Origin of the sequence: Streptomyces sp. N50, assembly GCF_033335955.1 — a bacterium.
Lineage (GTDB): Bacteria > Actinomycetota > Actinomycetes > Streptomycetales > Streptomycetaceae > Streptomyces.
This window is the reverse complement of sequence record NZ_CP137549.1, coordinates 9,511,308-9,532,154: the sequence shown is the minus strand read 5'-3', so window position 1 is coordinate 9,532,154 and position 20,847 is coordinate 9,511,308. Positions and strand designations below refer to the sequence as shown.

Here is a 20,847-nt window from a genome sequence, read left to right as displayed (position 1 = left end):
CTCCTGAGTGGGGCGTGGACATCGTTGTCTGAGGTCAGGAGTTGTTGCCCGGTCCGGCGGAGGGGTGGGGGGATGGGGGGGAGCGGACGGAGGGCAGGGCATGGCAAGCGCTTTCGCTTGCACAGAACGTAGGTGCCGTCCGTCCGGTCGGTCAACGGTGCTGCACAGGTTTGTTCGGACATGGGGCACGGGTAGCCGGGTCGGCACCCGTGCCCCAGGGAACCTTCGCGTCCCAGGAGACCTACAGGCGTACGGCCAACGCCTCTGCGGCCACGGCGACCACCCGCTCCCGCACCAGCTCCATGCACAGCCGCATGTTCTTGTCCGCGATGACGTTGTCCGGGACGCGGCACGCGAACTGCAGTCCCTCGTGGACCCGGGTCACCCACGCGCACACCTGGTCGCCGTACGACACCCGGATCAGTCCGTACGCCTTCAGCTCCTGCCAGCGCTCCGAACCGGGCAGGGCGCGCGAGTCGACGTAGGAGACGATCGAGTACAGGTCGGGGGACGTGGGCCGGAAGTCGGCGCCCAGCAGGCGCAGGACGCGGGCGATGGGCATGCGGGCGTGCGGGCGGTTCTCGCGGAGCGTGGCGCGGACCATGCGCAGGGCGTGGTCGAAGTCGGTGGCGCGCTGCACGGGGATCTCGATCGGGGCGCCGCCCACGTACCAGCCGACGGAGTCGGCCCAGCGGGACTTGGCGCGGGTGTGGAAGGGAACGACGGTGCGGTACACGTCGAGGCCGCTGATCTCGCGGGCGGCCAGCGCGACGGCCGCCAGGATGCCGACGAGGCTTCCGCCGTAGGGGCGGCAGTACGCCTCGAAGGCCGCCGCGTCCGTGTCGTCGACGAGCATCTCCTGGAGGAACTTCTGGGTGGGCAGCGGTCCTTCGGGGTCGAGGCCGAGGTCGACGGGGAAGTTCGGCAGCTTGCCGTCGCAGCGGGCGATGAACTCGCGCCAGCGGGAGACGACGGTGTGCGTGTCGTCGATCTGGTCGGCGTCGGTGCGCTCGCCCGCGCAGAAGTCGATGTAACTGGCGACGGGCGCCGACTCGACGGCCTTCCCGGCGAGGCCGGCCGCGTACAGCTCGTGGACCTCGCCCGCGATGCGGTGGAGGGAGTAGGCGTCGACGTTGCTGTGGTCGAAGGCGAGGTAGACACTCGTGCCGTCGTCGCGGACGACCGCCGCGAAGAGGAAGTTGGGCCAGGTGAGCGCGTCGGCCGTCACATCGAAACGGTCCTGCAGGTACCGGGTCAGCGTCACCGCGTCCGCGAACTCCCCCACGTCCTCGCGGTGCAGGGCCACGGCGTCGGCGTCCAGGGTGAAGCGGCGCATCTCGTCACCGGCCCACCTGAAGCCGCTGCGCAGCGTCTCGTGCCGGAGCATCCAGGACCGCAACGCGCCCTGGAGCACGTCGAGTTCGATCCGCCCCGGCATGTCGAAGGCGGTTCCGAGCCAGGTCGGCACGAACAGCCCGTCCTCGCGCACCGAGCGCGCCGTCCGGATGTGGGACTCCTGCACGTACGCCGGTGGCCGCGCGTCGTCCGGGAGGGCCCGCGCCGCTCCTACGGCCGTCGGGTGCAGCGTCCACTCGACGAGTCGTCCGGGACGGATCTCGCACCGCTGAAGGTCACTCATGCGCACAGGGCTCTCCGTTCGCCTGCCCACGGGAGGCCGCCGGGCACCACTGTCGATCCACGCCTCCATGCCGCTCGGGCACCGCTCACTGCATGGGAGATCAACGATCGGATATTCGGAAAGCAACGCCGTGAACAGGCTTTCTGATCAGTCCATTTCAGCCCGTGCGGTGGAGCTCCGCCGCGAGGTGGTGTTGCAGCGGTTGTCCTACGGCTTCCAGGTCGTGGGTGAAGGTGAGTGTGGCGTCGTCGGTCAGGGTGTAGCGGCGGCGGGTGGCGGTGACGTTCTTGGCGGTGGGGGTGAGGGCGATCTGGTGGGTGGCGAGGTCGATCGCGCCGGCGGTGGCGGTTCCGATCAGGATCTCCGCGATGCCGGTGGGCTGGGTGATGAGTGCCTCGACTCGGCCGTCGGGTCGCAGGCGCCACCAGCCGCTCTCGCGGGCTGCCGGGCGGAGTGGGGTGCCTTCGGCGTCGAGGATCCAGGCGCGGGCCTCGTAGTGCAGGAAGGGGCGGCCGTCGTGGGTGAAGGTGACGTCCTGGGCGTAGGTGAAGTCCCCTTCGATGGTGGGGTATTCGCCTTTGCCCTGGCCGTGCCAGTTGCCCAGGAGGGCGAGCACGGGAGTGAGCAGGGGGTGGGGGGTGGGCTTCTGGTCCGGGTGGTGGGCGTCGGGGTACGGGAGGTCGGACACGGGTGTGCTCCTGTGGTCGATGCGGGGTGTCGGGGCGCAGCCTAAGCGCTCCGCGGGAAGTGCCCCGATATGCCGTCTTGCCAGTGACTCGCCGTCGTGGCTGGTCGCGCAGTTCCCCGCGCCCCTGGGGGGCTGCCGCGTCGGGGCTCTGACAGCGCGCAGCTGACTTCACCCACCCGCCCGAAGCCCCGACACTCCCGACCGCCGAATCCACCGGCTACGAAGTTTTTGCTAACTCGCGGGAACCCCATGAACCGGCTCCCACCTGGCCGAAGTCCCCTTTGTCCACCTGAACTCGCGGGCGGTAATCGTGAGTTCACCCAGCTTCCCTTCCACCCCGTTCTACGCGCGTGGTGTCATGCACCTGCCCGCCACCCCCCACGTGGGCATCAACTCGACTAGGAGTCACGCATGTTGAGGACGTTCCTCGGCCGCGCGGGTGTCGCGCTGGCAGCCGGCGCCACCCTCTTCGTCACGGCTGTCCCCGCCAACGCCGCGACGTACACGGCCTTCGCCTTCTCGCAGGCCGGCACCACCCAGCCGACCATCTACGACTTCATCAACTCGGCCACCTCCTCGCTCGACATGACGATGTACGAGCTGGAGGACACCACGGCCGTCAACGACCTGATCGCCCTGGAGAAGAAGGGCGTCACCGTGCGGGTGGTCCTGGACCGCGCGCACCAGTCCGCCAACAGCTCGGCGTACACGGCGCTGACGAACGCGGGCGTGGGTGTCGTGTGGTCGCCGTCCAGCTTCGTCTACACGCACCAGAAGACGATCACCGTGGACGCCGCCAAGTCGCTTGTCCTGACCGGCAATCTGACCTCGCAGTACTACTCGACCGGCCGCGACTACGGCGTCTTCACCGACGACACCCGTGATGTCGCCGCGATCGAGAAGGTGTTCAACGCGGACTACGCCGGCACCTCGGTCACCCCGACCGACGGCGACCACCTGCTCTGGTCCCCCACCGACTCCCGCACCCGGCTGCTGACCGTGATCAACGCGGCCACCAAGACGCTGGACGTCGAGGAGCTGGAGTTCAGCGACAGCACGGTGGTCAACGCGGTCGTGGCCAGAGCGAAGGCGGGTGTGACCGTGCGGGTGGTGCTGGAGACCCCGGGCGACTACTCCAGCGAGGTGTCCGCGATCAAGGCGGCGGGCGGCACGGTCGTCGGCTACTCGGACCCCGACGGCTTCTACATCCACGCCAAGGCCATGGTCGCCGACTACGGCCTGTCCACCCAGGAGGTGGAGGCCGGTTCGATGAACATCAGCAGCAACTCCCTGTCCAACAACCGCGAGTTGGGCATCATCCTCACCGGCACGGGAGTCGCCCAGTCCGTCGCCACGACCATCGAGACGACGTTCAAGAGCGACTACGCGGGCGGTACCGCCGCCTAGAGCCCATCGGTCGGCTCCGGGGTCGACGGCCTCGGAGTCTGCCGTACCGCGCGCAGGGCCAGGGCGAGTTCGGTGATGCCGCGGGGGTCGGCCAGGGAGCGGCCCGTGCGTTCGGTGATGCGGCGCAGGCGGGCGCGGACGGTGTTCGGGTGGACGTAGAGCTGCTTGGCCGCCTCCTCGGCGGAGCCGCCGCAGGCGAACCAGACGTCCAACGTGTCCAGCAGCAGGGCGCGTTCGTCGGCGGGCAGGGCCTCGACGGGGCCCAGGACCTTGGTGGCGACGCGGGCCATGACGTCGGGTGCGCCCGCTGTCGCGACCGCGAGGGGTGAGTCGTCGAAGACGGTCACCGCGCTGCTCTCCGCGTCGCCGCCGCGCATCGCGACCTTGGCGAAACGCAGGGCGTCTCCGGTGCGGTCGAGGTCGTCGTAGGCGGGGCTCACGCCCACGCGTCGCTCCGCGTGGGCGCGCAACACCTCGACCAGGTCGGGGAGACCGCGCGGGGTGCGCAGGTGGACGATGCCGAGCTGGAGGTCGGGGCGCAGGCGCCAGGCGGAGCGGATGCCGCGCCGGGTCAGGAGGTCCGCGATGCCCGGCAGGGCCTGTCGGCCGATCCGCGGCACCTCGGCGGCGACCACGGTGAACGGACCGCCGCGCGGCACGCGCAGCACCTCCGCGGCGGACCACACCGCGTCGGCGTCCATGCTCCTGCCCTCCAGGAGGGCCTCCACCAGCGCCGAGCGTTCCTGCTCGCCGGCGAGGAGCCGTTGGGCCACGGCGTCGTGGTACCCGGTGACCATGGCCTCGGTGATGCCGTCCTGGATCTCCCACATGGCGGTGGCGGCCGCGACCAGAACGTCGTTGCCCACCAGGGCAGTTGTGGTGGCCTCGGCGACGACCGACTCCCAGAAGTACTTCACGCCGACGCGGTAGGCCGCCATCACGGTGGGCAGCGGCACGTTCTGCCGGGCACGCCGGCGGCCGATGTCGGCGGCGGCCTCGGTGTCCAGCGGTACCTGCCCGGTGAGCGCCTGGAGCGCGTTGCTCACATGGGTCCGGCAGGCCTCCTCCAGATCCTCCTCGGGCACCGCGTCGTAGTGGTACTCCCGTGAGCCGGCGCGGATCCGCGCCGCCATCTCCTTCGCCAGTTCCCCGACGCGTTCGAGCAGCACGGTCGCCAGGGCTCTGATCTCCTTGTCGACCAATGTCTTCTCCGGCTCACTGATCAGAAGGGTTCGTTCTACGGTACCGCCGGACCCGCGGACCGCGCCGTGGCTCCGGGTGCCATCGCCTCCAGGGCGGCGCGGAGCGCGGCGCGTGAGGTGATGCCGAGTTTGGGGTACAGCCGGTGCAGATGGGAGCCGACCGTGCGGTGGGAGAGGAACAGCCGCTCGCCGATCTGCCGGTTGGTGAGGCCGACGGCCGCCAGTTCCGCGATCTGCCGTTCCTGCACGGTCAGCGTCGCGGCCGGTGCGGCGGGCCCGCTGGGGGTGACGACGCCGGTTGCGCGCAGTTCGTTGCGGGCCCGCTGGGCCATGGCCTTGGCGCCGATCCGGTCGAAGGTCTCGAGGGCGGCGCTCAGTTGGCGGCGGGCGTGGTGGTCGCGAATGCGGCGCAGCCACTGTCCGTGGGCGAGCTGGATCCGCGCGTGCTCCCATGGCCACCGGGCCGCGTGGGGCAGGGCGAGGGCGGCCTCGAAGAGAGGTCCCGCGTCGTCCTCGTCGGCGGCCACGGCCTCGGCTCCGGCGCAGAGCAGCGCGGTGCGCGAGGAGATCCGGTGGATGCCCGCCTTCCGCGCGGCGGCCACATGCTCGCGGGCCTGGTCGACGCGGCCGGTGCGTACGGCCGCCTCGACCAGGTTCAGGACCTGCCACCGGCCCGGGATGCCGGTGCCCGGTGCGCCGGAGGGGTCGATCCGGCCCGCCTGGACGTGGGCCTCCTCGTAGTCGCCCTGGCCCATGGCCGCGAGGTTGCGGGCCGAGTGGGCGTAGGCCTCCATCACCTCGATGCCTCGGGGTGCGGCCCAGGTCGTGGTCTCCTCGCTGCGGGTCCGGGCGAGGTCCGCGTCACCGCACAGCGCCGCGCCCGATGCCAGCAGGGCCCGGATCTGCCGCTCCCAGAAGCGGTAGCCGTGGGCCGCCGCCAGCTCCAGCCCCTCCTGGGCCAGGCTCTCTGCCTCGTCCCATCGGCCGTGGACGTAGGAGTCGTGGCAGAGCAGCATCAGCGCGGGGACGGCCATGGCGACCGCCCCGCCGTCACGTTCGCGTTCGATCATGCGGGAGACCAGGTACCGGTGGTCCGACAGGGCGTCCATCGCGACCGCCGCGAGGGCCAGGGGGATCAGTTCCCAGGGTGCCGCGTCGGCGGGCAGCGCCGCGAAGGCGTCGGCGAGGCCCTTGCGCAACGCGTCGGAGGCGGTGGTGGGGTGGACGTACGCCTCGTAGCAGAGTCTGATCGCGGTCATCGCGGTCGGTTCGAACCGGTCCAGCGCGGTCTTGAGGAGCCGCCACGGCTCGGGGCGGTGGGTGTGGACGCTGACGAGGAGCAGCGCGTACAGGATTGCGCTGTGGTCCCAGTCGTCGTCCGTGGCGGTGGCGGCGTCGTCGTCGAGCGCCCGGGCCAGCAGGCGGTGCGCGGCATCGATGTCACCCTCGTCGTGGATGAGCAGCTGGGCGGTGGCCGCGAAGGCGAGTCCGCCCGGTGGGTCGGCGGCCCGTCCGGCATCCGCCAACAGCCTTGGTACGTCGTCGAGTTGGCCGGTGAACGTCGCGAGGTAGGCGGCCTCGGCCAGTCGGCGGGAGCGATCGTCCGGGTGCGGGCTGAGTTCACCGGCCCGAACGAGCGCCGCGACGGCGTCGGACGCGGCGCCGCGCCGCCGGCCGGGGACGGCCGGCTCGCCGCGCCGCCAGGCGGGCAGGGCCGCCTCGTCCAGCGCCCGGGCCAGCGTCTCGTCCGGTCCGGTCGTGGCCTCGGCAAGGTGCCACGCCCGGCGCTCGGGTACGTCGGTCAGGGCCGCGGCCAGGGCGAGATGGGCGCGACGGCGTTCGCCGGGGCACGCCAGGTGCACGATCGCGGCGCGGGTCAGCCGATGACGAAAGGTGATGCGGCCGACGCGCGCGTCGACCTGGAGCAGGCCGGCTTCCCGTGCCGGGGCGAGGGCGTCGGAGCCGTCGGCTTCCCCCGCGGCCCGCCGGATCACGGACCGGCCGATCCCGGGATCAAGTGCGGCCATCAGAAGGGCGGTTCGGGTCGGCGCGGGCAGCCCTTCGACGGCGTCGGCGAAGGCCGCCTCCAGTCGCCCGGACAGGGGCAGGAGCGCCGGGAGCGGGAGGTGGCCCGAGCGCTGCCGGACGCTCAGCTCTTTCGGCAACTCCCGCAGCGCGAGCGGGTTTCCCGCGGCCTCGGCCAGCATCCGCAGCCGTACCGACGGCCCCAGCTCGGGCCACCGGCCGTCCAGTAACTCGACCGCCTCCGCCTTGCCCAACGGCTCGATCTCCCGTACGGACAGGTCGAGTTGGTCGCAGAAGCTGTCCGCACCGGTCCGTGCGGCGGCCAGGAACACGACCGGATGGTCGCTGATCCTGCGGACGACGAAACCCAGCGCGGCCGCACTGGCCCGGTCGATCCACGGCACGTCGTCGGCGACCATCAACAACGGCCGCTCCAGGGCGACTTCACCGAGCAGCGCGAGCACCGCGGTCCCGGCGGCCAACGGGTCCGGCGACGGTCCGGGCGCGAGACCGAAGATCCGGTCGACGACATCACGATGGTGCCGGGCAAGCCGCTCGGCGTCCCGGCGCAGCGGATAGAGCAGCTGATGCAGCGCCGAGTAGGTCATCCCGGCCTCGAACTCCACGGCGGAGGACCGCAGTACACGCGTGCCGTCCGCTACGGCCCGTGCCGCGGCGGCGTCCAGCAGCGCGGTCTTCCCCACCCCCGGGCCGCCGCGCAGCAGCAGGCCGGGGCGGGCCCCGTCCCGCCCGGCCGACAGCGCGTCCAGCAGCCGCGACTCGGCCGCGCGACCGACCAGGTCCGCTCCAGGCCGTGAGGTCACCGACTTCCCTCCGTCAAGTTGCTTGCCTAAAGAAATATATCCAGTCGGCGCGAGGGAATGAGCGCGTTCTCCCCTCCACAACAAGATCGTCGCTGATCCGGTGACAGGGGTCGATGTTCCCGGTCACAGCATTCCGAGCCGACGGCAGTGACCGCCCACACGGCCGCCTCGCCGTCGCGCCGCAACCGTCGCGCGGCGACGGAGCGGAAGGCGAAAACGCTCCGTACCGGCCCGCCAAAAGCAGCAGGCCGTGGGTGGTGTCCCACGACCCGCTGCCCGACCGGCAGCCGCGCCCGCAGGCGCGTCGGAGGCCGACGGCTACTGCGCGGCCTCGGCCGCTTCGTCCGCCTCGACCCGCGCCAGCACCGCGTCCAGCGTGGCGTACTCCGCCTCCTCCACGGCCGCGATCGCGAACTCGACGGCGTCGGCCGCGTAGTCCTCGGCCTCGTCTGCGGCATGGCCCAGCCGCTTCGCGTCACGCTCGGCCTTGCGGTCCTCCAGTTTCGTGCGGACCGAGCCCACGTGGTCCTGCCAGGACGTCTGTACCTGGTTCCAGCTTCCGGTGACGTTCTCCTTGGCCCGCTGACCGCTCGACTGCAGCCGCTGCGCGCCCTGTTCGGCCTTGTCCTTCGCGTCGGCCACCGCGGCGGACAGCTTCTGCCGGTCCTCCGCGACACTCGCGGCCACGGTGCGCTGGGCATCCTGGGCCTTCTGGGACAGCTCGGCGAGACGGCCGGCGGGGCCGTCCGAGGTGGCGTTCTTCTGCGGCGTCGGGTCCGACATGGTGATCCCTTCCTTGACGGATACGTCCTGCTCGATGACGCGAGGTACCGGGGTACACGCCTCAACTGCCCGTCACTCTTCCGTCGCGCCGTCCCGGCCCGCTTGGGTCAATCGACTCAATGGACGGCGTACGGATGCGCAATGCGGCCTCGCCCGCAGTCAGTTGACCCAAGGAAGGTGCCCGGCCCGTCCCTACGCTGACGGACGTCTCTCGTGAGCAGCGGATCAAGGAGTGCCCGTGCCCCCTGGAACCAATGGGTTGGACATACGACTGCCGAACGAGCAGGCCGTGCTCGCGCGCATGCGGGGAACCCAGGACCGGATCGCCGACGCGATCACCGCCTTCGCCGGAACCATGCGGTTCGTGTACCTCCACGCGCTGTGGTTCGCGGTCTGGATCACCTTCAACGAGGGGCTGTTCGGCCCGTCCGCGGTCTGGGACCCCTACCCGTTCGGACTGCTCACGATGATCGTCAGCCTGGAGGCGATCTTCCTGTCGACCTTCGTGATGGTGAGCCAGAATCGCCAGGCGATCCGCGAGAAGGTCCGCGCCGACCTGGACTTCGAGACCAACATCCGCTCCGAGGTGTGGTCGGCCCACATGGGCCATGTCCTCGGGATCAGCGCCGAGCAGGTCGAGCAGGACGTACGGACACTCCTGGCGCAGAACCGGGCCAAGATGAACGACTCCGAGCCGATACCGACCGCCCATCGGTCAATCGACTGAAGCCGTGACGCGGCCCCGGCGACGACGATGATCCGCACCGGATCGACCCGTCACCGGGAGGAAGCGTCATGATCCCTCGCCATCGCCCGTTCGCCGCCTACTGGGACTGGCAGCGGCACGCCCTCTGCCGGGGCATGGACAGTTCCGTCTTCTTCTCCCCGCCCGGCGAACGCGGCGTCGCGAAGCGGGCGCGGGAGAAGAAGGCCCGTGCCGTCTGCGGGAGCTGCCCCGTGATCGAGGTCTGCGCCCGCATCGCGATGAACGGCCCCGAGTCCTACGGCGTGTGGGGCGGCATGTCGGAAGGAGAACGCAGCGCGCTGCTACGGCCGCCCCGGGCGCCCAGGCGGAGGCGCAAGTGACTCCGGCCCCGCGTCACAGGACCGCCGGACCGTCCTCACCTGGCGGCCTCAACAGCGGGGCCAGCTCGCTGCGCGAGGTGATCCCGAGCTTGGGGAAGGCCCGGTACAGATGCGCGGCGACCGTGCGGTGGGACAGGTACAGCCGTTCCGCGATCTCCCGGTTGGAGAGCCCTTCCGCGGCCAGCCGCGCGATCAACGTCTCCTGGGGCGACAGGAGTTCGGCGATGGACGGAAGCGGGTTGTCGGCTCCGTGCGCCGCGTTGTGCCCCGCCCAGTCGCAGGCGCCGACGAGGTCGAAGGCGGTCCGCGCCGAGTGCAGCAGCGCGCGGGACCGGGCGGCCCGGCGGTGGCGTCGCAGCCACTGCCCGTACGCGTGCTCCGTCCGCGCCTCGACCAGTGGCCAGCGGGAGAGATCCTGGTCCAACGCGGCCAGGTAGAGCTCCTCGGCCGCCGTGTCGGGGGCCAACACGGCGCGCATGTAGGGCAGTTGGACGTGCAGCAGCGGGGCCGGAGTCATCCGCGCGGCTTCCTCGACGGCAGCGAGGACACGCACGGCTTCCTCACGGTCGCCGCCCCGGTCCGCGGCCACGACGAACGGCGTCAGCGCGGCGAAGCCCTGCCACCGCAGCCCCTCGGGCGGCAGGTCGAGCAGCGGCCGCAACTCGTCGTACGCCTCGGTGTACCGCCCCTCGCCCAGCCGCGCCAGCCCACGCGCAAGCCGTAGCGTGGGGACGAGATCGGGGCGCTGCCACGCGGCCACCGTGTCGGCCAACTCCTGTGCCCGTACGGCCTGTCCGCGCAGTGCCGCGCCGATCGCGTCCGTAGCGGCGAGTGCGGCGACCATGGCCGGCTGTCGGGTCCCGGCGACGATCCGCCGTGCCTCTCCGGTGAGTTGAGCGGCACGCGGCCAGTCCCCGAGCAGCAGCAGGTCGGCGGCTGCGGTCAGGAGGGTCTCCGCGAGCAGGCCGAGTCGGCCCTGTTCACGGAGGATCGGTGCCGCCCGGCCGAGCAGCTCGACCGCGCGGACAGGATCGCCGATCTCGTGCGCGGCCATGCCGAGCAGCCGTAGTCCGTCGGCGTCACGGCGGTCCCGGACCGTCTCGCGCGAGGGCAGCCCGTTGGTCAACTCCCGGCCGTGGCGCACGGGTTCGGTGAGCGCCAGGGTCGCGAGGTGGCGTGGGTCGTTCGCGGGGGCGATGCGCTCGGCGGCCTCGACGATCCCGGCCCGCGCGGCAGGGTCGGCCGCGGTGCGGTGAACGTGGAGTGCCGCGCTCAGCAGAAGGTCGAGGGCGAGGCCGGGGTCGCACGCCGACAACTCGCCGATGTCCGGGGGCCCTTGCGCCCGCGCCGGACCCGGCTGCGGCTCCGCGTCCGAGAGGTCCCGCAGCCACCAGGCCCTCGCCCGGTCCGCGGCGTCGAGTCGCTGATGTTCCGCGGCCACGATCAGCGAGTGGGTCAGGCGGATACGCCCGAGGCCGTACGCGTGCTCGGCCGCGGCCAGCAACCGGTGTCCCCGGGTGGCCGAGTCCGTGGTGAGCTGCGCCGAACGCTCAAGGGCCCAGACGGCCGCGACGACTCCGTGCCGCCGGAGCAACGAGGCGTGGGCGTCGGCCAGTTCGTCCGCGAGCTCGTCGTCGGGGCCGTTGACGGACTGGGCGCGATGCCAGGTGCGCCGGTCCGGGTCCTCGGTCAACACCTGCGCCAGAGCAGCGTCGGCGGCCTGTCGGCGGGCCTGTGGCTCCGCGCCCAGCACCGCGAAACGGACCACGGGATGAGAGAAACGCAGGGTCGTCCGGTCGAGTCGTACGAGCGAGGCCGCGATCGCGCCGTCGAGGACGTCCACCGCGACCGCGCGCCCGGCGAGGACGGAGGCCGCCGCCAGGATCTCCGAGAGGTCTCCGACCTGGTCGACGGCGGCGACCAGCAGGGCGTCCCGTGTCCGGTCCGGCAGTTCGCCGAGGTCGGCCGCGAACGCTGTCTCCAGCGCGGAGTTCACCGGCAGGTGGATCCACGATCCCGGAGGCCCCAACGGGCGCCATGCCGTGGGGAGTTCGACCAGGGCGAGCGGGTTGCCGAGCGCCTCGCCGAGGATGCGTTCGCGGGCGGCGGGTGGCAGTGCGGCCGCGTGACGGGCGAGCAGCCGTCGCGCCGAGGGCTCGTCCAGGACCGGCACGTCCAGTACGGGCACGCCCGGCAGAGGGCGTCCGGGGCGGAGGGCCATGAGGATGACGATCGGGTTGTCGTCGACCCTGCGGGCCATGAACGCCAGGACGTCCCGGGTGGGCCCGTCGAGTCGTTGCGCGTCGTCGGCGATCAGCACCACGGGCCGCTCGGCCACTGCCGCCGTGAGCAGGTTGAACGCGGCCAGGGCCACCCGCAGGGTCTCCGGCGACGGTCCGGAACCGCCGTCGAACGCCGACCGCAGGATGCCGCCCTGTCCCGTCGGCAGGGACTCGGCCGTGCCGAGCACCGGCCCCAGCAACGCGCGCAGACCGCTGAAGGGCGCGTCGTCGCAGCCCCCGGCCACCTCCAGCAGCCGCCATCCCGCCGACCGGGCACGTTCCGCCACCGCCCGCAGCAACGCGGACTTGCCGACGCCCGGACCGCCTTCCAGCGCCAGGGCGCCACCGGCGGCGGGCAGCCTGCCCAGCAGGTCGTGCAGGACCTTCACCTGCCGGTCGCGGCCGAGGAGCCCGGCTTCGTCCACGCGTCTCCCCAGACTTCCAGGACACTCCACGTCTTCACCAGCGGAATCGTAGGAGAACCCCCGCGGCAGGGCTTCGGTCATGTGACCGCGCCCTGAACTGCAAGGCGACGCCGTCCGGCCCGTCCAGCGTACGGCTCCCTGGTACGCCGACTCGTCACACGTAGCCCCGCCGCTGCACGAAGCTCAGGGCCAGGGCACCCAGCGGGACGTTCAGCCAGAACGTCAGCAACCGGTACACGAGCACCGCCGAAGTGGCCGCCCCCGCCGCCACACCGAGCGCCGTCAGCCCCGCGATGAGCCCCGCCTCCAGCGCCCCGAGCCCGCCCGGTACCGGAGCCGCGTTGGCGATCAGCCGGGCCGCCATGTACGCGGCACCGACCTGGATGAACGGCAGACCGCCGCCGAGCGCGTGCAGGCTCATCGCCAGGCCGACGACCTGGATGAGGGGCAGGCCCAGCGCGCCGACGACACCCACGACGAGCTTGGCCGGTTCGGTGGCGAGCCCGGCGACGGTCGATCCGGCCGCGCGCAGGAACGGCCACACCTTGTCGTGCAGGAAGCGGCGGCCGGGCGGAGTGAAGCCGAGCAGGCCCCCGGCGGCGAGCACCAGGGCGACGGCCCACAGCGCGTACCGCCCGGCGGACAGGTCCAGATGGACTCCCGCGTGACCACGCCCCGCCCAGGCGAAGAACACGGCGGCGACAACGGTGTTGGAGAGCGCGCCGGCCAGGCTCTGCAGCCCGACGGAAGCCGTGGCGGCCCCGGTCTCGATCCCCGTCTTCTGCAGATAGCGCAGGTTGAGCGCCATGCCGCCGACATTGCTCGGAGTGATCCGGTTCAGGAACGAACTGGCGAACTGCACCTGGTAGGTGGGGCCGAACGGCAACCGGTCCGGGATGGTGCCCAGCTGGAGACAGGTCGAGAACGCCTGCGAGACGAAGGTGATGGGCAACACCGCGAGCAACCACCACCAGTTGGCGTCCCGCAGCGCGTCGACAGCCGCCGGTGCGTTGGCCAACTGCGGCAGCACCAGGTGGAGTACGAGGAACGCGCCCGCCAGTCCCAGGACGCTCTTCCACGTGAACCGCGCCAGATGCGCGAGCGGACCTTCCTTGGCACCAGTGGCAGCTGAGACCTCGGCGGCGAGGTCGCGGAGCAGACTGGGCCGACCGCCGGCGCGGAGCGTGCGTCGTCCGGTCTGCTCCCTGGCCGCCCGTGCGCGGGCCTGGTCGTAGCGGGCGACCGCGTGCCGCGCGGGTCCCATCAGCGCGAGCGGCTGGAGGTAGGGAAGCGCGGTGGCGAGAAGCTCCGGCCCGAGCCCGGCCAGGGCGCACGCGGTGGCACGCCCGGGGCCGACCCGTACGGCGGTCGTGGCCAGCAGTTCGGCGATGTCGGCGCCGAGCATGTCGGGCGGCGCGTTGAGCCGGCCGCGCGCGAACGCGGAGAGGCGGCTCGCACCGCCCGGTTCGACGCGGATGTGCTCGGGGCGCAACTCCCCGTGCCCCAGCCGGTGTTCCTGGAGCCGGGCCACGGAGGTCCACGCCCCGACGAGAAGCTGATCGGTCAACTCCCCGTCCGGCACAGCGGAAAGCGCACGGGAGTCGTGCTCGACGGTCGCCACGAGCGCGCCGCCCCCGGCCACCGGATACGCCATCACCGGTTCGTCCACCCGGGCGCCGGTGCGGGCCGCGAAGACGAGCATCAGCAGCTCGTGCTCGGCGGCTCCGAGCGGCAACTGGGCGGTGGCGTCGGCCGGATGGCGCAGCAGCGTCCGCCGGGCGAGCCGGTGGAAGAGGTCACGGTTGTGGTCCTCGGCGGCGAGCACGCGCACCGCCAGCCGTGAACCGGCGGTGGTCACGGCGCCGTAGACGGTCCCCTCCCCCAAGTGCTGTTCCTCCGGGGGCAGTTCATGCAGCGTGGCGAGCGAAATCCCGGAGTCGGCAAGGGCGTCGGCGACCGCCTGTATCGCCGGGCGGTCGGCGGGGGCCCCGGCCAGCAGGAGTACGGCCGACCCGGCGGCGCCGCCCACGGCGAGTGCGGCGAGGGCGTCCAGCGGGACGATCGCGGCGGCCGCGACACTCAGCGCGCCGCAGCCGACGGCCAGGAACCACAGCGCCCGCCGCTGGCGCACCCCGAGCCACGGCCCCGCCGCGACGACCGCCGCCGCGCAGGCCGCGAGGTACACGGCCGACGGCCAGCCCGCCCGCACCAAGCCGTCCCGGCCGTCCAGCACCTCCGGCCACGCGTCCGGTCTCCCCCGCGCCAACGCCAGGTGCGTGAGCGCCCACGCGCCCAGCGCACCCAGCGCCGCCGCGGGCAGGACCCGCAGAACCGGCTCGGCCCGCCGCCGTACGCACCACACGACCAGGGTGGCGACCGGGGCGAGGAGGGCGACGGCCTGGACCGTTCCAACAAGGGCGTCCCGCAGGGCCGGGGGCAGTGCGGTCGCCGTGGTGAGGAGGCCCTGCTGGGCCGCGCGGACGAAGTCGCGGGTCGCGACGGCCAGGAGTACCGCCACGACGAGTACGGCCAGCGACACCAGCAGACGCCACAGATCGACGGCCCGCCGGACGGTCCGTCGCGGCGGATCCTCGATCACCGGAACCGAGGTCGGCGGACTGTCACGGCCGTCGGTCCCACTGATCACGTCGGCTCCTTGTCAACAGGCCGTAGGCCGGGAGGCACCGATGCTCGCGCTCCAACTCGCCCCGCGCATGGGTCAGATGACCGCACGGGTTTCTGTGCCGACGGTAAGGGAGTAAGGAAGTAGCGGATGCAGTCGTATGACAGATCGCGTCGGGGAGGCCCGACTCTAGCCTTCCTGGCGAACCCCGGCCTCGGGCGAAGAACGAGGCGACACCCTCGTATCTGGAAGGTGACCATGTTCACTTCACCCAACGTGCTCCTCTGGCGCGGTCTGCTGGCCGTCGCCCTCGGCGCGGTCTCCGTCGCCTGGCCCGGCATCACCATCAATGCCTTCGTCATCCTGTTCGCCGTGTACGCGTTCCTGACCGCCGCGACGGACAGCGCCCGCGCCTTCGCCGGCGACAGGGTTGGACCGGTCCTCGGCTGGCTGCTGCTCGCCGGGCTCTCGCTGGCGGCCGGCGTGGTCGCGCTGGCGTGGCCCGGCATCACGGCGCTCGCGCTCACGATCTGGATCGCCGCGTGGGCCCTGACCACCGGCGCCATGGAAACAGCCCTCGCCTTCCAGCGCGACGAGACGGCGGGAGAGCGCACCCTGTACCTCCTGACCGGCGCGGTATCGATCGTATTCGCGTTCTCCCTGTTCGTCCGCCCGGACATCGGCGCGGTCTCCCTCGCCACCGTCTTCGGCCTGTTCAGCCTCGTCTACGGCGTCTCGGCGGTCTTCGCCTCGTTCGAGGAGCGGCGCCGTCGGCACACGGCGAGCGAGCGGGAGCCGGTCCGCGCCTGAGCCTCCGGCGACGGACACCCGCGTGGCGCCGACCGGCCGGCCCGGCGGAAACGGCGCCACGCGGTACCGGGCGGGAGGGGGTCGGTCGCCCTGCGGTCCCCTCACTTCCGCCCCTTCCCAAAGGTGGTCGTCGAGGGCGGTGTGGCGCGGGGTGTCGTGAGCGCGTCGGGGTCGGTCTTCCGGGCGGGTGAAGTGGTGCTCTCTGCGGGGAGTTCCAGCAGCCCGGCCATCCTGCCGCGCTCGGGCGCCGGTCCGGCCGAGGATCTGCGGGCGCCCGGTATCGACGTGGTCGCCGGCCTCCCGGTCGGCCGCGGGTTGCAGGAACACCCCTTCTTCCACGCGCTGTTCGCCCTCGCGCCCAAGCACCGGACCCTGACGTCGGCCTTGGCGGCGCATCTGTGGCTGGCCTCGCCCGAGGCGCAGACCGGCGAGCTGGACCTCGGCATCGTCGCGACCCACCTCCCGGACGGCTCCTTCAGCCCGACCGGCGGGGCGATCCTCCTGGCCACCGCCCGCCGTTCGCGGATGCCGTGGCGTGCGAGCTCGTACCGGGTGAATCAGTGGGCGACGGCGAGGAGTTGGAGGCAGCGGTCGCGGCCGGATCTCCACCTACGTCCACCCGACCTCGACCGCGCCGATCGACGGGCCCGGGGACGAGTGGGCCGTCGTCGGCGCCTCGATCCTGCCCGAGGTCCCCTCGACGGTGAGCGACGCGACGACGATCATGATCGCGGAGCACATCGCCCGGCGCGTGTACGGGAGTTGAGGCCGATCGGCGTCGCGTCACGCGGAAGGTCCCGGACACAAGGAGCGTGTCCGGGACCTTCCGCGTGCACAGTGACCGTTCCGGGTCTCAGTCGAACTTCCCGACCACCGTCTCGAACTGCCGCACCATGGCCGACAGCGACCGGCCGTCGAGATGGTCCATCACGCGCTTGCGGGCACTCGCGAGGTGTATCGGATAAGCCGCCTCAAGCCGCTTCAGCCCTTCCGGGGTGAGCGTCGCGACATTCCCGCGCGCGTCGCCCTCGTAGCGCCGTTTCACGACCTGGCCGCGGCTCTGCAGCGCGTCCACGACGCGGGTGATGCGGCTCGCCGACAGCGCGGTGGCCGCCGCGAGATCCGCCATGCGGAGTTCCTGGTTCTCGGCCTCGGACAGGCTCATCAGGACGACGTACTCGGTGAGCGTCAGCCCCGTCGCCCGCAGCAGATCGTCGTCCAGCGAACGCGGCAGCGCGACGATGACCCGCATCAGGGCACGCCAGAAACGCTCTTCCTGCGCGGTCAGGGGATCCTCGGCAGCGGTCATCCGTGCAGATTAGCGTGCTCAAGCAAGGAACCTCAAGGAACCTCAGGCAACATCGAGGAGCCTCAGGCATGACATCCCGCAGGCGCCGCCCCTCCCGCTACGCGTCCAGTCGGCGCACGTCGGTCACGCTGTACGACATCGAGGCGCGGAAACCGGCGCCGGTGCGCACGGGAGCCAGGTCGGCCAGTTCCTCGCCGCGGGCCGCGAACAGGGTGAGGTCGCCTGTACCGGTCCACACGTCGGCGAGCCGGCGGTCGTCGAACTCGGCCATCACCAGCTCGTGCACGGCGGGCTTGTCGTACTCGCCGGCGACCAGACTCGGGAAGTGCCGGAGGTTGACGGTGGGGCGGGCGAACAGCGCGGCCGGGTCGGGCGCCGACTGCTGGAGCGTGACCGCGGCCTCCGCGAGGGTGTGGCCGGCCGCCGACAGGGAGGCACCGAAGCGGCCGCCCGCGGCGAGGGCGGGCGAGGCGCTTCCGGGCGCCGCGAAGACACGGGTCTGGTGGACCGAGCCCAGCTTCTTAGGGAAGCCCTGCACCCAACCCCGGGCCAGGGCACGGTCGTTGTCGACGTAGATGTACGGGCACCACGACACGGGCTCGCCTTGCCAGTGGGCGTCCACCAGCACCATGAACTCGCGGTACTGGCTGCGCACCGGGTCGAGGTACTCGTCGTGCCCGGCGGAGAACTGCCAGTCGACGAACAGCGCCACCGCGCGCCCGTCGGAGTCCGGGTCCGGGGTCAGCCCCTCGGGAAGCGTCGCCTCGGCCGCGGCTGGATCGGTCCAGAACTCCACGCCGACGATGTCGCCGGCGTAGTGCCACGGCGGGGCCGAGGCGAGGTTCGCCACTCCGCGCGGCGACAGCGGGTAGGTGTAGCCCTGGAGCATGGGGGGTGCCTCCTCAGCAGAAGGTCGATCCGGAACGGAACCATGTTTCGCCAGGGCACCTCGCCCCGGCTTGCGTCATGTGACTGCATCTCCGTACACGGAAGTCGCCTCGCGGCCCCGGGCATCGGTCGCGTGCGGCCGCTTGACCACCAGGCCCTGCCCCCGGAGCGCCTCCACGAGCCGGGCCCCTCCCTCCCAAGGGTCTCAGAAACACTCAAGCACAACCATTACTTGCTTGACAAAGCATTTTGGGGCGAGTGAAGATACTTGCCAGAGCAAGCATCAGCGCATTCGTTGGACCGTTCCACGCGACGGCAAACGAGAGGAACTCCCCATGTCCGCCAAGATCGCAGTCATCTACTACTCGTCGACCGGCACCGTGCACGAGCTGGCCGAGTCCGTGGCGGAGGGGGCCCGCAAGGAGGGTGCGGAGGTACGACTCCTGCGCGTGTCCGAGCTCGCCCCCGAGGAGGCCATCGCCGCCAACGACGCGTGGTCGGCGCATGCAGCGGCCACCAAGGACATCCCGGTGGCGACCGGCGCCGACATCGAGTGGGCCGACGCCGTGATCTTCGGCAGCCCGACCCGGTTCGGCAACATCGCCAGCCAGCTGAAGCAGTTCATCGACACGCTCGGCGGGCTGTGGGCGCAGGGCAAGCTGGCCGACAAGATCTACAGCGGCTTCACGGCCACCGCCACGGCCCACGGCGGCCAGGAGTCCACGCTGCTCGCCCTCTACAACTCGGTCCACCACTTCGGCGGCATCATCGTCACCCCGGGCTACACCGACCCGGTCAAGTTCGCCGACGGCAACCCGTACGGCACCAGCCACGTCAACGGCCAGGGCGCGATCCCGGTCGACGACACGGCCCGAGCCGCCGCCGTGTACCAGGGCAAGCGGGTGGCCGCCGTCACCGCGCGGTTCAAGGACGCCTGACGGAGGGGGAGTTGAAGGCCGGCGGCGCCATTCGACCCTTCGTCGTTCAGGCCTCGCCCCGCCGCGCCGACCACTCCCTCCCCTCCCCCGGGCAGGACCTGCCCACCCTCCACGGCGGACCGGTCCGGACCGTCCTGGATCACCACCATGACGTGGCTCTCCTCAACTCCGGTGATGCGTACGGCCGCCGCGGACAACTCCAGCTCCAGTCGCGGCGTGTCCTCCTGCGGATGTCCCCGCCTCGCCCAGCCCGTGATGATCAGGGGCGCGCCCGGTACCCCGCCGGCGAAGACGTCCTCCGACGGCGGCTCGGCGAAGATCACGTTGACGTAGGCCGGCGGCACGTGGTTGATCGCCGCGTGGATCCGGGCCATCTCGGCCGCCGGCGAAGCCTTCGACTCATGGGTGAGGGTTCCCTGTGCCGCGGTGCAGGTGCAGACGGGCATGTCGGCTCCTCATGGATCGGGGGCGCGCCCAACGGGTGACACCGGCATCAAGGTCCTTTCTGCCATGCAGTCATGGCTTCCGCCATCCGACGGAAGCCATGACTGCACCTGCCAACCAGCCTGATTTCAACGGCAGTCACCCCTCCCCCGACCGAGCCCAGCACGCCTTGACACACCTTCCCTCCGACGCAATCCTTGCCGACGAAAGCAACAACTTCGGCTGGGAGACCGCGATGACCACAAGCACCCCGGACGACAAGGGCGGCCCGCTGCGGGCGGTACTGGAAGGCGCCGCGTTCCAGGCGGATCCGCACGCGGTGCTCCGGCAGTTGACGGAGTCCGGGGCCGCGCACCGCTGCGAACCGGACGGCGCTCCCCCGCAGTTGCTGATCACGGGCTACGACGCGGCACGCCAAGTGCTCACCGATCCCCGCGTGTCCAAGCGGAGCGAACGCGCGGGGCTGGAGCCGGGCTGGCTGATGAGCGGTGTCCGGGACGAGGTCGGGATCGACTACATGCTGACCGTGGACCCACCCGACCACACCCGCCTCCGCAAACTGGTGACCCGCGCCTTCACTCCCCAACAGATCGAGTCCCTGCGGCCCCGCGCGCAGGAGCTCGCGGGCCGGTTCGCGGACGACGTACTCGCCCTGGAGACACCGGAGTTGGCGGACGGCTTCGCGGCCCGCGTCCCCATCGCCGTGATCTGCGAACTGCTCGGCGTGCCGCTGGACGACTGGGACAGGTTCCGCTGGGCCTCGGAGCAGATCGTGTCCCCGGTCGCGGGCAGTGACCGGGAGGAGGCCTACGTCTGGATGAGCGGGTATCTGGCGGAGCTGATCGCGGCCAAGCGGGCCGACCCCGGCCAGGACCTGCTGAGCGCGCTGGCCAGCGACACCGTCGAAGACCGGCTCGCCGACCCGGAGTTGGTCGGCATGGCCTTCCTCCTCCTGATCGCCGGGTACGAGACGACCGCCAACCTCATCGGGGCCGCACTCCTCGGACTCGCCCAACAGCCCGACCTGTTCAAGGCGTTGAAGGCCGATCCTTCCCTCGTGCCTGCGGCGGTGGAGGAGTTCCTCCGTCTGGACGGACCGGTGCTCACGGCGACCGAGCGCTTCGCCACCGAGGACATGCGGGTCGGTGAAGTGCCGGTGCGCCGAGGCGACATGCTGCTGGTGTCCCTCGCCGCGGCCGACCGGGACCCGGCCCGTTTCGAGCAGCCGGACTCCTTCCGCCTCGGACGCCCGGCCGGCCATGTCGCCTTCGGCCACGGCGTCCACCACTGCCTCGGAGCGCCGTTGGCCAGGATGGAGGCCGCGGTCGCGGTCACCGCGATGCTGGAGCGCGTCGAGAGTATTGAACTGGCCGTGGACGCGGCCGACTTGGAGTGGACGCCGGGCCTGCTGATGCACGGGGTGCGACGGCTTCCCGTGTCGGCCGTGATCTCCGGTAGCTCGAACTCACGTTGA

At 71.7% G+C, this 20,847-nt stretch carries 15 protein-coding genes and 2 pseudogenes; 7 read left to right on the top strand and 10 right to left on the bottom strand.

Going from position 1 to position 20,847, the window contains the following annotated elements; genetic code table 11:
• Positions 1-241 precede the first annotated feature (241 nt).
• A complete protein-coding gene (locus R2B38_RS42255; RefSeq protein WP_318021097.1) occupies positions 242-1,639 on the bottom strand; it encodes a condensation domain-containing protein in 1,398 nt (465 codons plus the stop codon).
• Positions 1,640-1,796: 157 nt separating this feature from the next.
• Complete coding sequence (locus R2B38_RS42250) at positions 1,797-2,327, bottom strand: FABP family protein (RefSeq protein WP_318021096.1); 531 nt, start codon at positions 2,325-2,327, stop codon at positions 1,797-1,799.
• A gap of 411 nt (positions 2,328-2,738) precedes the next feature.
• Between R2B38_RS42250 and R2B38_RS42245 the strand changes: the two genes are divergently transcribed.
• Complete coding sequence (locus R2B38_RS42245) at positions 2,739-3,734, top strand: phospholipase D-like domain-containing protein (RefSeq protein ID WP_318021095.1); 996 nt, start codon at positions 2,739-2,741, stop codon at positions 3,732-3,734.
• On the opposite strand, the gene R2B38_RS42240 is transcribed toward R2B38_RS42245, so the two are convergent.
• The 3 genes from R2B38_RS42240 to R2B38_RS42230 all read right to left on the bottom strand — a co-directional run bounded on the left by R2B38_RS42240 (position 3,731) and on the right by R2B38_RS42230 (position 8,568).
• Positions 3,731-4,936, bottom strand: a complete 1,206-nt coding sequence (locus R2B38_RS42240; RefSeq protein WP_318021093.1) for a helix-turn-helix domain-containing protein — start codon at positions 4,934-4,936, stop codon at positions 3,731-3,733. The genes R2B38_RS42245 and R2B38_RS42240 overlap by 4 nt on opposite strands.
• A 35-nt stretch (positions 4,937-4,971) precedes the next feature.
• Complete coding sequence (locus tag R2B38_RS42235; protein WP_318021092.1) at positions 4,972-7,785, bottom strand: AAA family ATPase; 2,814 nt, start codon at positions 7,783-7,785, stop codon at positions 4,972-4,974.
• A gap of 318 nt (positions 7,786-8,103) precedes the next feature.
• Positions 8,104-8,568, bottom strand: a complete 465-nt coding sequence (locus R2B38_RS42230) for a hypothetical protein (protein WP_318021091.1) — start codon at positions 8,566-8,568, stop codon at positions 8,104-8,106.
• 259 nt (positions 8,569-8,827) lie between these two features.
• Here R2B38_RS42230 and R2B38_RS42225 point away from each other — a divergent pair, with 259 nt between their 5' ends.
• Together R2B38_RS42225 and R2B38_RS42220 are read left to right on the top strand one after the other, a co-directional pair.
• Positions 8,828-9,295, top strand: a complete 468-nt coding sequence (locus R2B38_RS42225) for a DUF1003 domain-containing protein (RefSeq protein WP_318021929.1) — start codon at positions 8,828-8,830, stop codon at positions 9,293-9,295.
• A gap of 68 nt (positions 9,296-9,363) precedes the next feature.
• A complete protein-coding gene (locus tag R2B38_RS42220) occupies positions 9,364-9,654 on the top strand; it encodes a WhiB family transcriptional regulator (protein ID WP_318021090.1) in 291 nt (96 codons plus the stop codon).
• A 13-nt stretch (positions 9,655-9,667) separates the two neighbouring features.
• Here R2B38_RS42220 and R2B38_RS42215 read toward each other — a convergent pair whose 3' ends face one another.
• Positions 9,668-12,361: a LuxR family transcriptional regulator gene (locus tag R2B38_RS42215; RefSeq protein WP_318021089.1), complete on the bottom strand. Its 2,694-nt coding sequence runs from the start codon at positions 12,359-12,361 to the stop codon at positions 9,668-9,670.
• A gap of 154 nt (positions 12,362-12,515) precedes the next feature.
• The gene (locus R2B38_RS42210; protein WP_318021088.1) at positions 12,516-15,008 is read right to left on the bottom strand and encodes a lysylphosphatidylglycerol synthase transmembrane domain-containing protein; all 2,493 of its coding nucleotides are present in this window, start codon (positions 15,006-15,008) and stop codon (positions 12,516-12,518) included.
• 234 nt (positions 15,009-15,242) lie between these two features.
• Here R2B38_RS42210 and R2B38_RS42205 point away from each other — a divergent pair, with 234 nt between their 5' ends.
• On the top strand, positions 15,243-15,794 hold the full coding sequence (locus tag R2B38_RS42205; RefSeq protein ID WP_318021087.1) for an HdeD family acid-resistance protein: 552 nt from the start codon (positions 15,243-15,245) through the stop codon (positions 15,792-15,794).
• A gap of 123 nt (positions 15,795-15,917) precedes the next feature.
• Positions 15,918-16,112: pseudogene (locus tag R2B38_RS42200) on the top strand (GMC family oxidoreductase N-terminal domain-containing protein); the annotation flags it as partial.
• A 535-nt stretch (positions 16,113-16,647) separates the two neighbouring features.
• Here the strand turns inward: R2B38_RS42200 and R2B38_RS42195 are convergent.
• Positions 16,648-17,103, bottom strand: coding sequence for a MarR family winged helix-turn-helix transcriptional regulator (locus R2B38_RS42195; RefSeq protein WP_033279748.1), 456 nt, complete (start codon positions 17,101-17,103; stop codon positions 16,648-16,650).
• A gap of 97 nt (positions 17,104-17,200) precedes the next feature.
• The gene (locus R2B38_RS42190; RefSeq protein WP_318021086.1) at positions 17,201-17,992 is read right to left on the bottom strand and encodes an acetoacetate decarboxylase family protein; all 792 of its coding nucleotides are present in this window, start codon (positions 17,990-17,992) and stop codon (positions 17,201-17,203) included.
• 334 nt (positions 17,993-18,326) lie between these two features.
• Here R2B38_RS42190 and wrbA point away from each other — a divergent pair, with 334 nt between their 5' ends.
• On the top strand, positions 18,327-18,929 hold the full coding sequence (gene wrbA, locus R2B38_RS42185; RefSeq protein WP_318021085.1) for an NAD(P)H:quinone oxidoreductase: 603 nt from the start codon (positions 18,327-18,329) through the stop codon (positions 18,927-18,929).
• A 134-nt stretch (positions 18,930-19,063) separates the two neighbouring features.
• On the opposite strand, the pseudogene R2B38_RS42180 reads toward wrbA, so the two are convergent.
• Positions 19,064-19,375: pseudogene (locus R2B38_RS42180) on the bottom strand (tautomerase family protein); the annotation flags it as partial.
• Positions 19,376-19,608: 233 nt separating this feature from the next.
• Between R2B38_RS42180 and R2B38_RS42175 the strand changes: the two are divergent.
• A complete protein-coding gene (locus tag R2B38_RS42175; RefSeq protein WP_318021084.1) occupies positions 19,609-20,847 on the top strand; it encodes a cytochrome P450 in 1,239 nt (412 codons plus the stop codon).

Excerpts from the sequence above, each read along its gene's own strand:
- R2B38_RS42255 (WP_318021097.1), bottom strand. The coding sequence starts at position 1,639 with ATGAGTGACCTTCAGCGGTGCGAGATCCGTCCCGGACGACTCGTCGAG.
- R2B38_RS42245 (WP_318021095.1), top strand. The coding sequence starts at position 2,739 with ATGTTGAGGACGTTCCTCGGCCGCGCGGGTGTCGCGCTGGCAGCCGGC.
- R2B38_RS42230 (WP_318021091.1), bottom strand. The coding sequence starts at position 8,568 with ATGTCGGACCCGACGCCGCAGAAGAACGCCACCTCGGACGGCCCCGCC.
- R2B38_RS42220 (WP_318021090.1), top strand. The coding sequence starts at position 9,364 with ATGATCCCTCGCCATCGCCCGTTCGCCGCCTACTGGGACTGGCAGCGG.
- R2B38_RS42205 (WP_318021087.1), top strand. The coding sequence starts at position 15,243 with ATGTTCACTTCACCCAACGTGCTCCTCTGGCGCGGTCTGCTGGCCGTC.
- R2B38_RS42195 (WP_033279748.1), bottom strand. The coding sequence starts at position 17,103 with ATGACCGCTGCCGAGGATCCCCTGACCGCGCAGGAAGAGCGTTTCTGG.
- R2B38_RS42190 (WP_318021086.1), bottom strand. The coding sequence starts at position 17,992 with ATGCTCCAGGGCTACACCTACCCGCTGTCGCCGCGCGGAGTGGCGAAC.
- wrbA (WP_318021085.1), top strand. The coding sequence starts at position 18,327 with ATGTCCGCCAAGATCGCAGTCATCTACTACTCGTCGACCGGCACCGTG.
- R2B38_RS42175 (WP_318021084.1), top strand. The coding sequence starts at position 19,609 with ATGACCACAAGCACCCCGGACGACAAGGGCGGCCCGCTGCGGGCGGTA.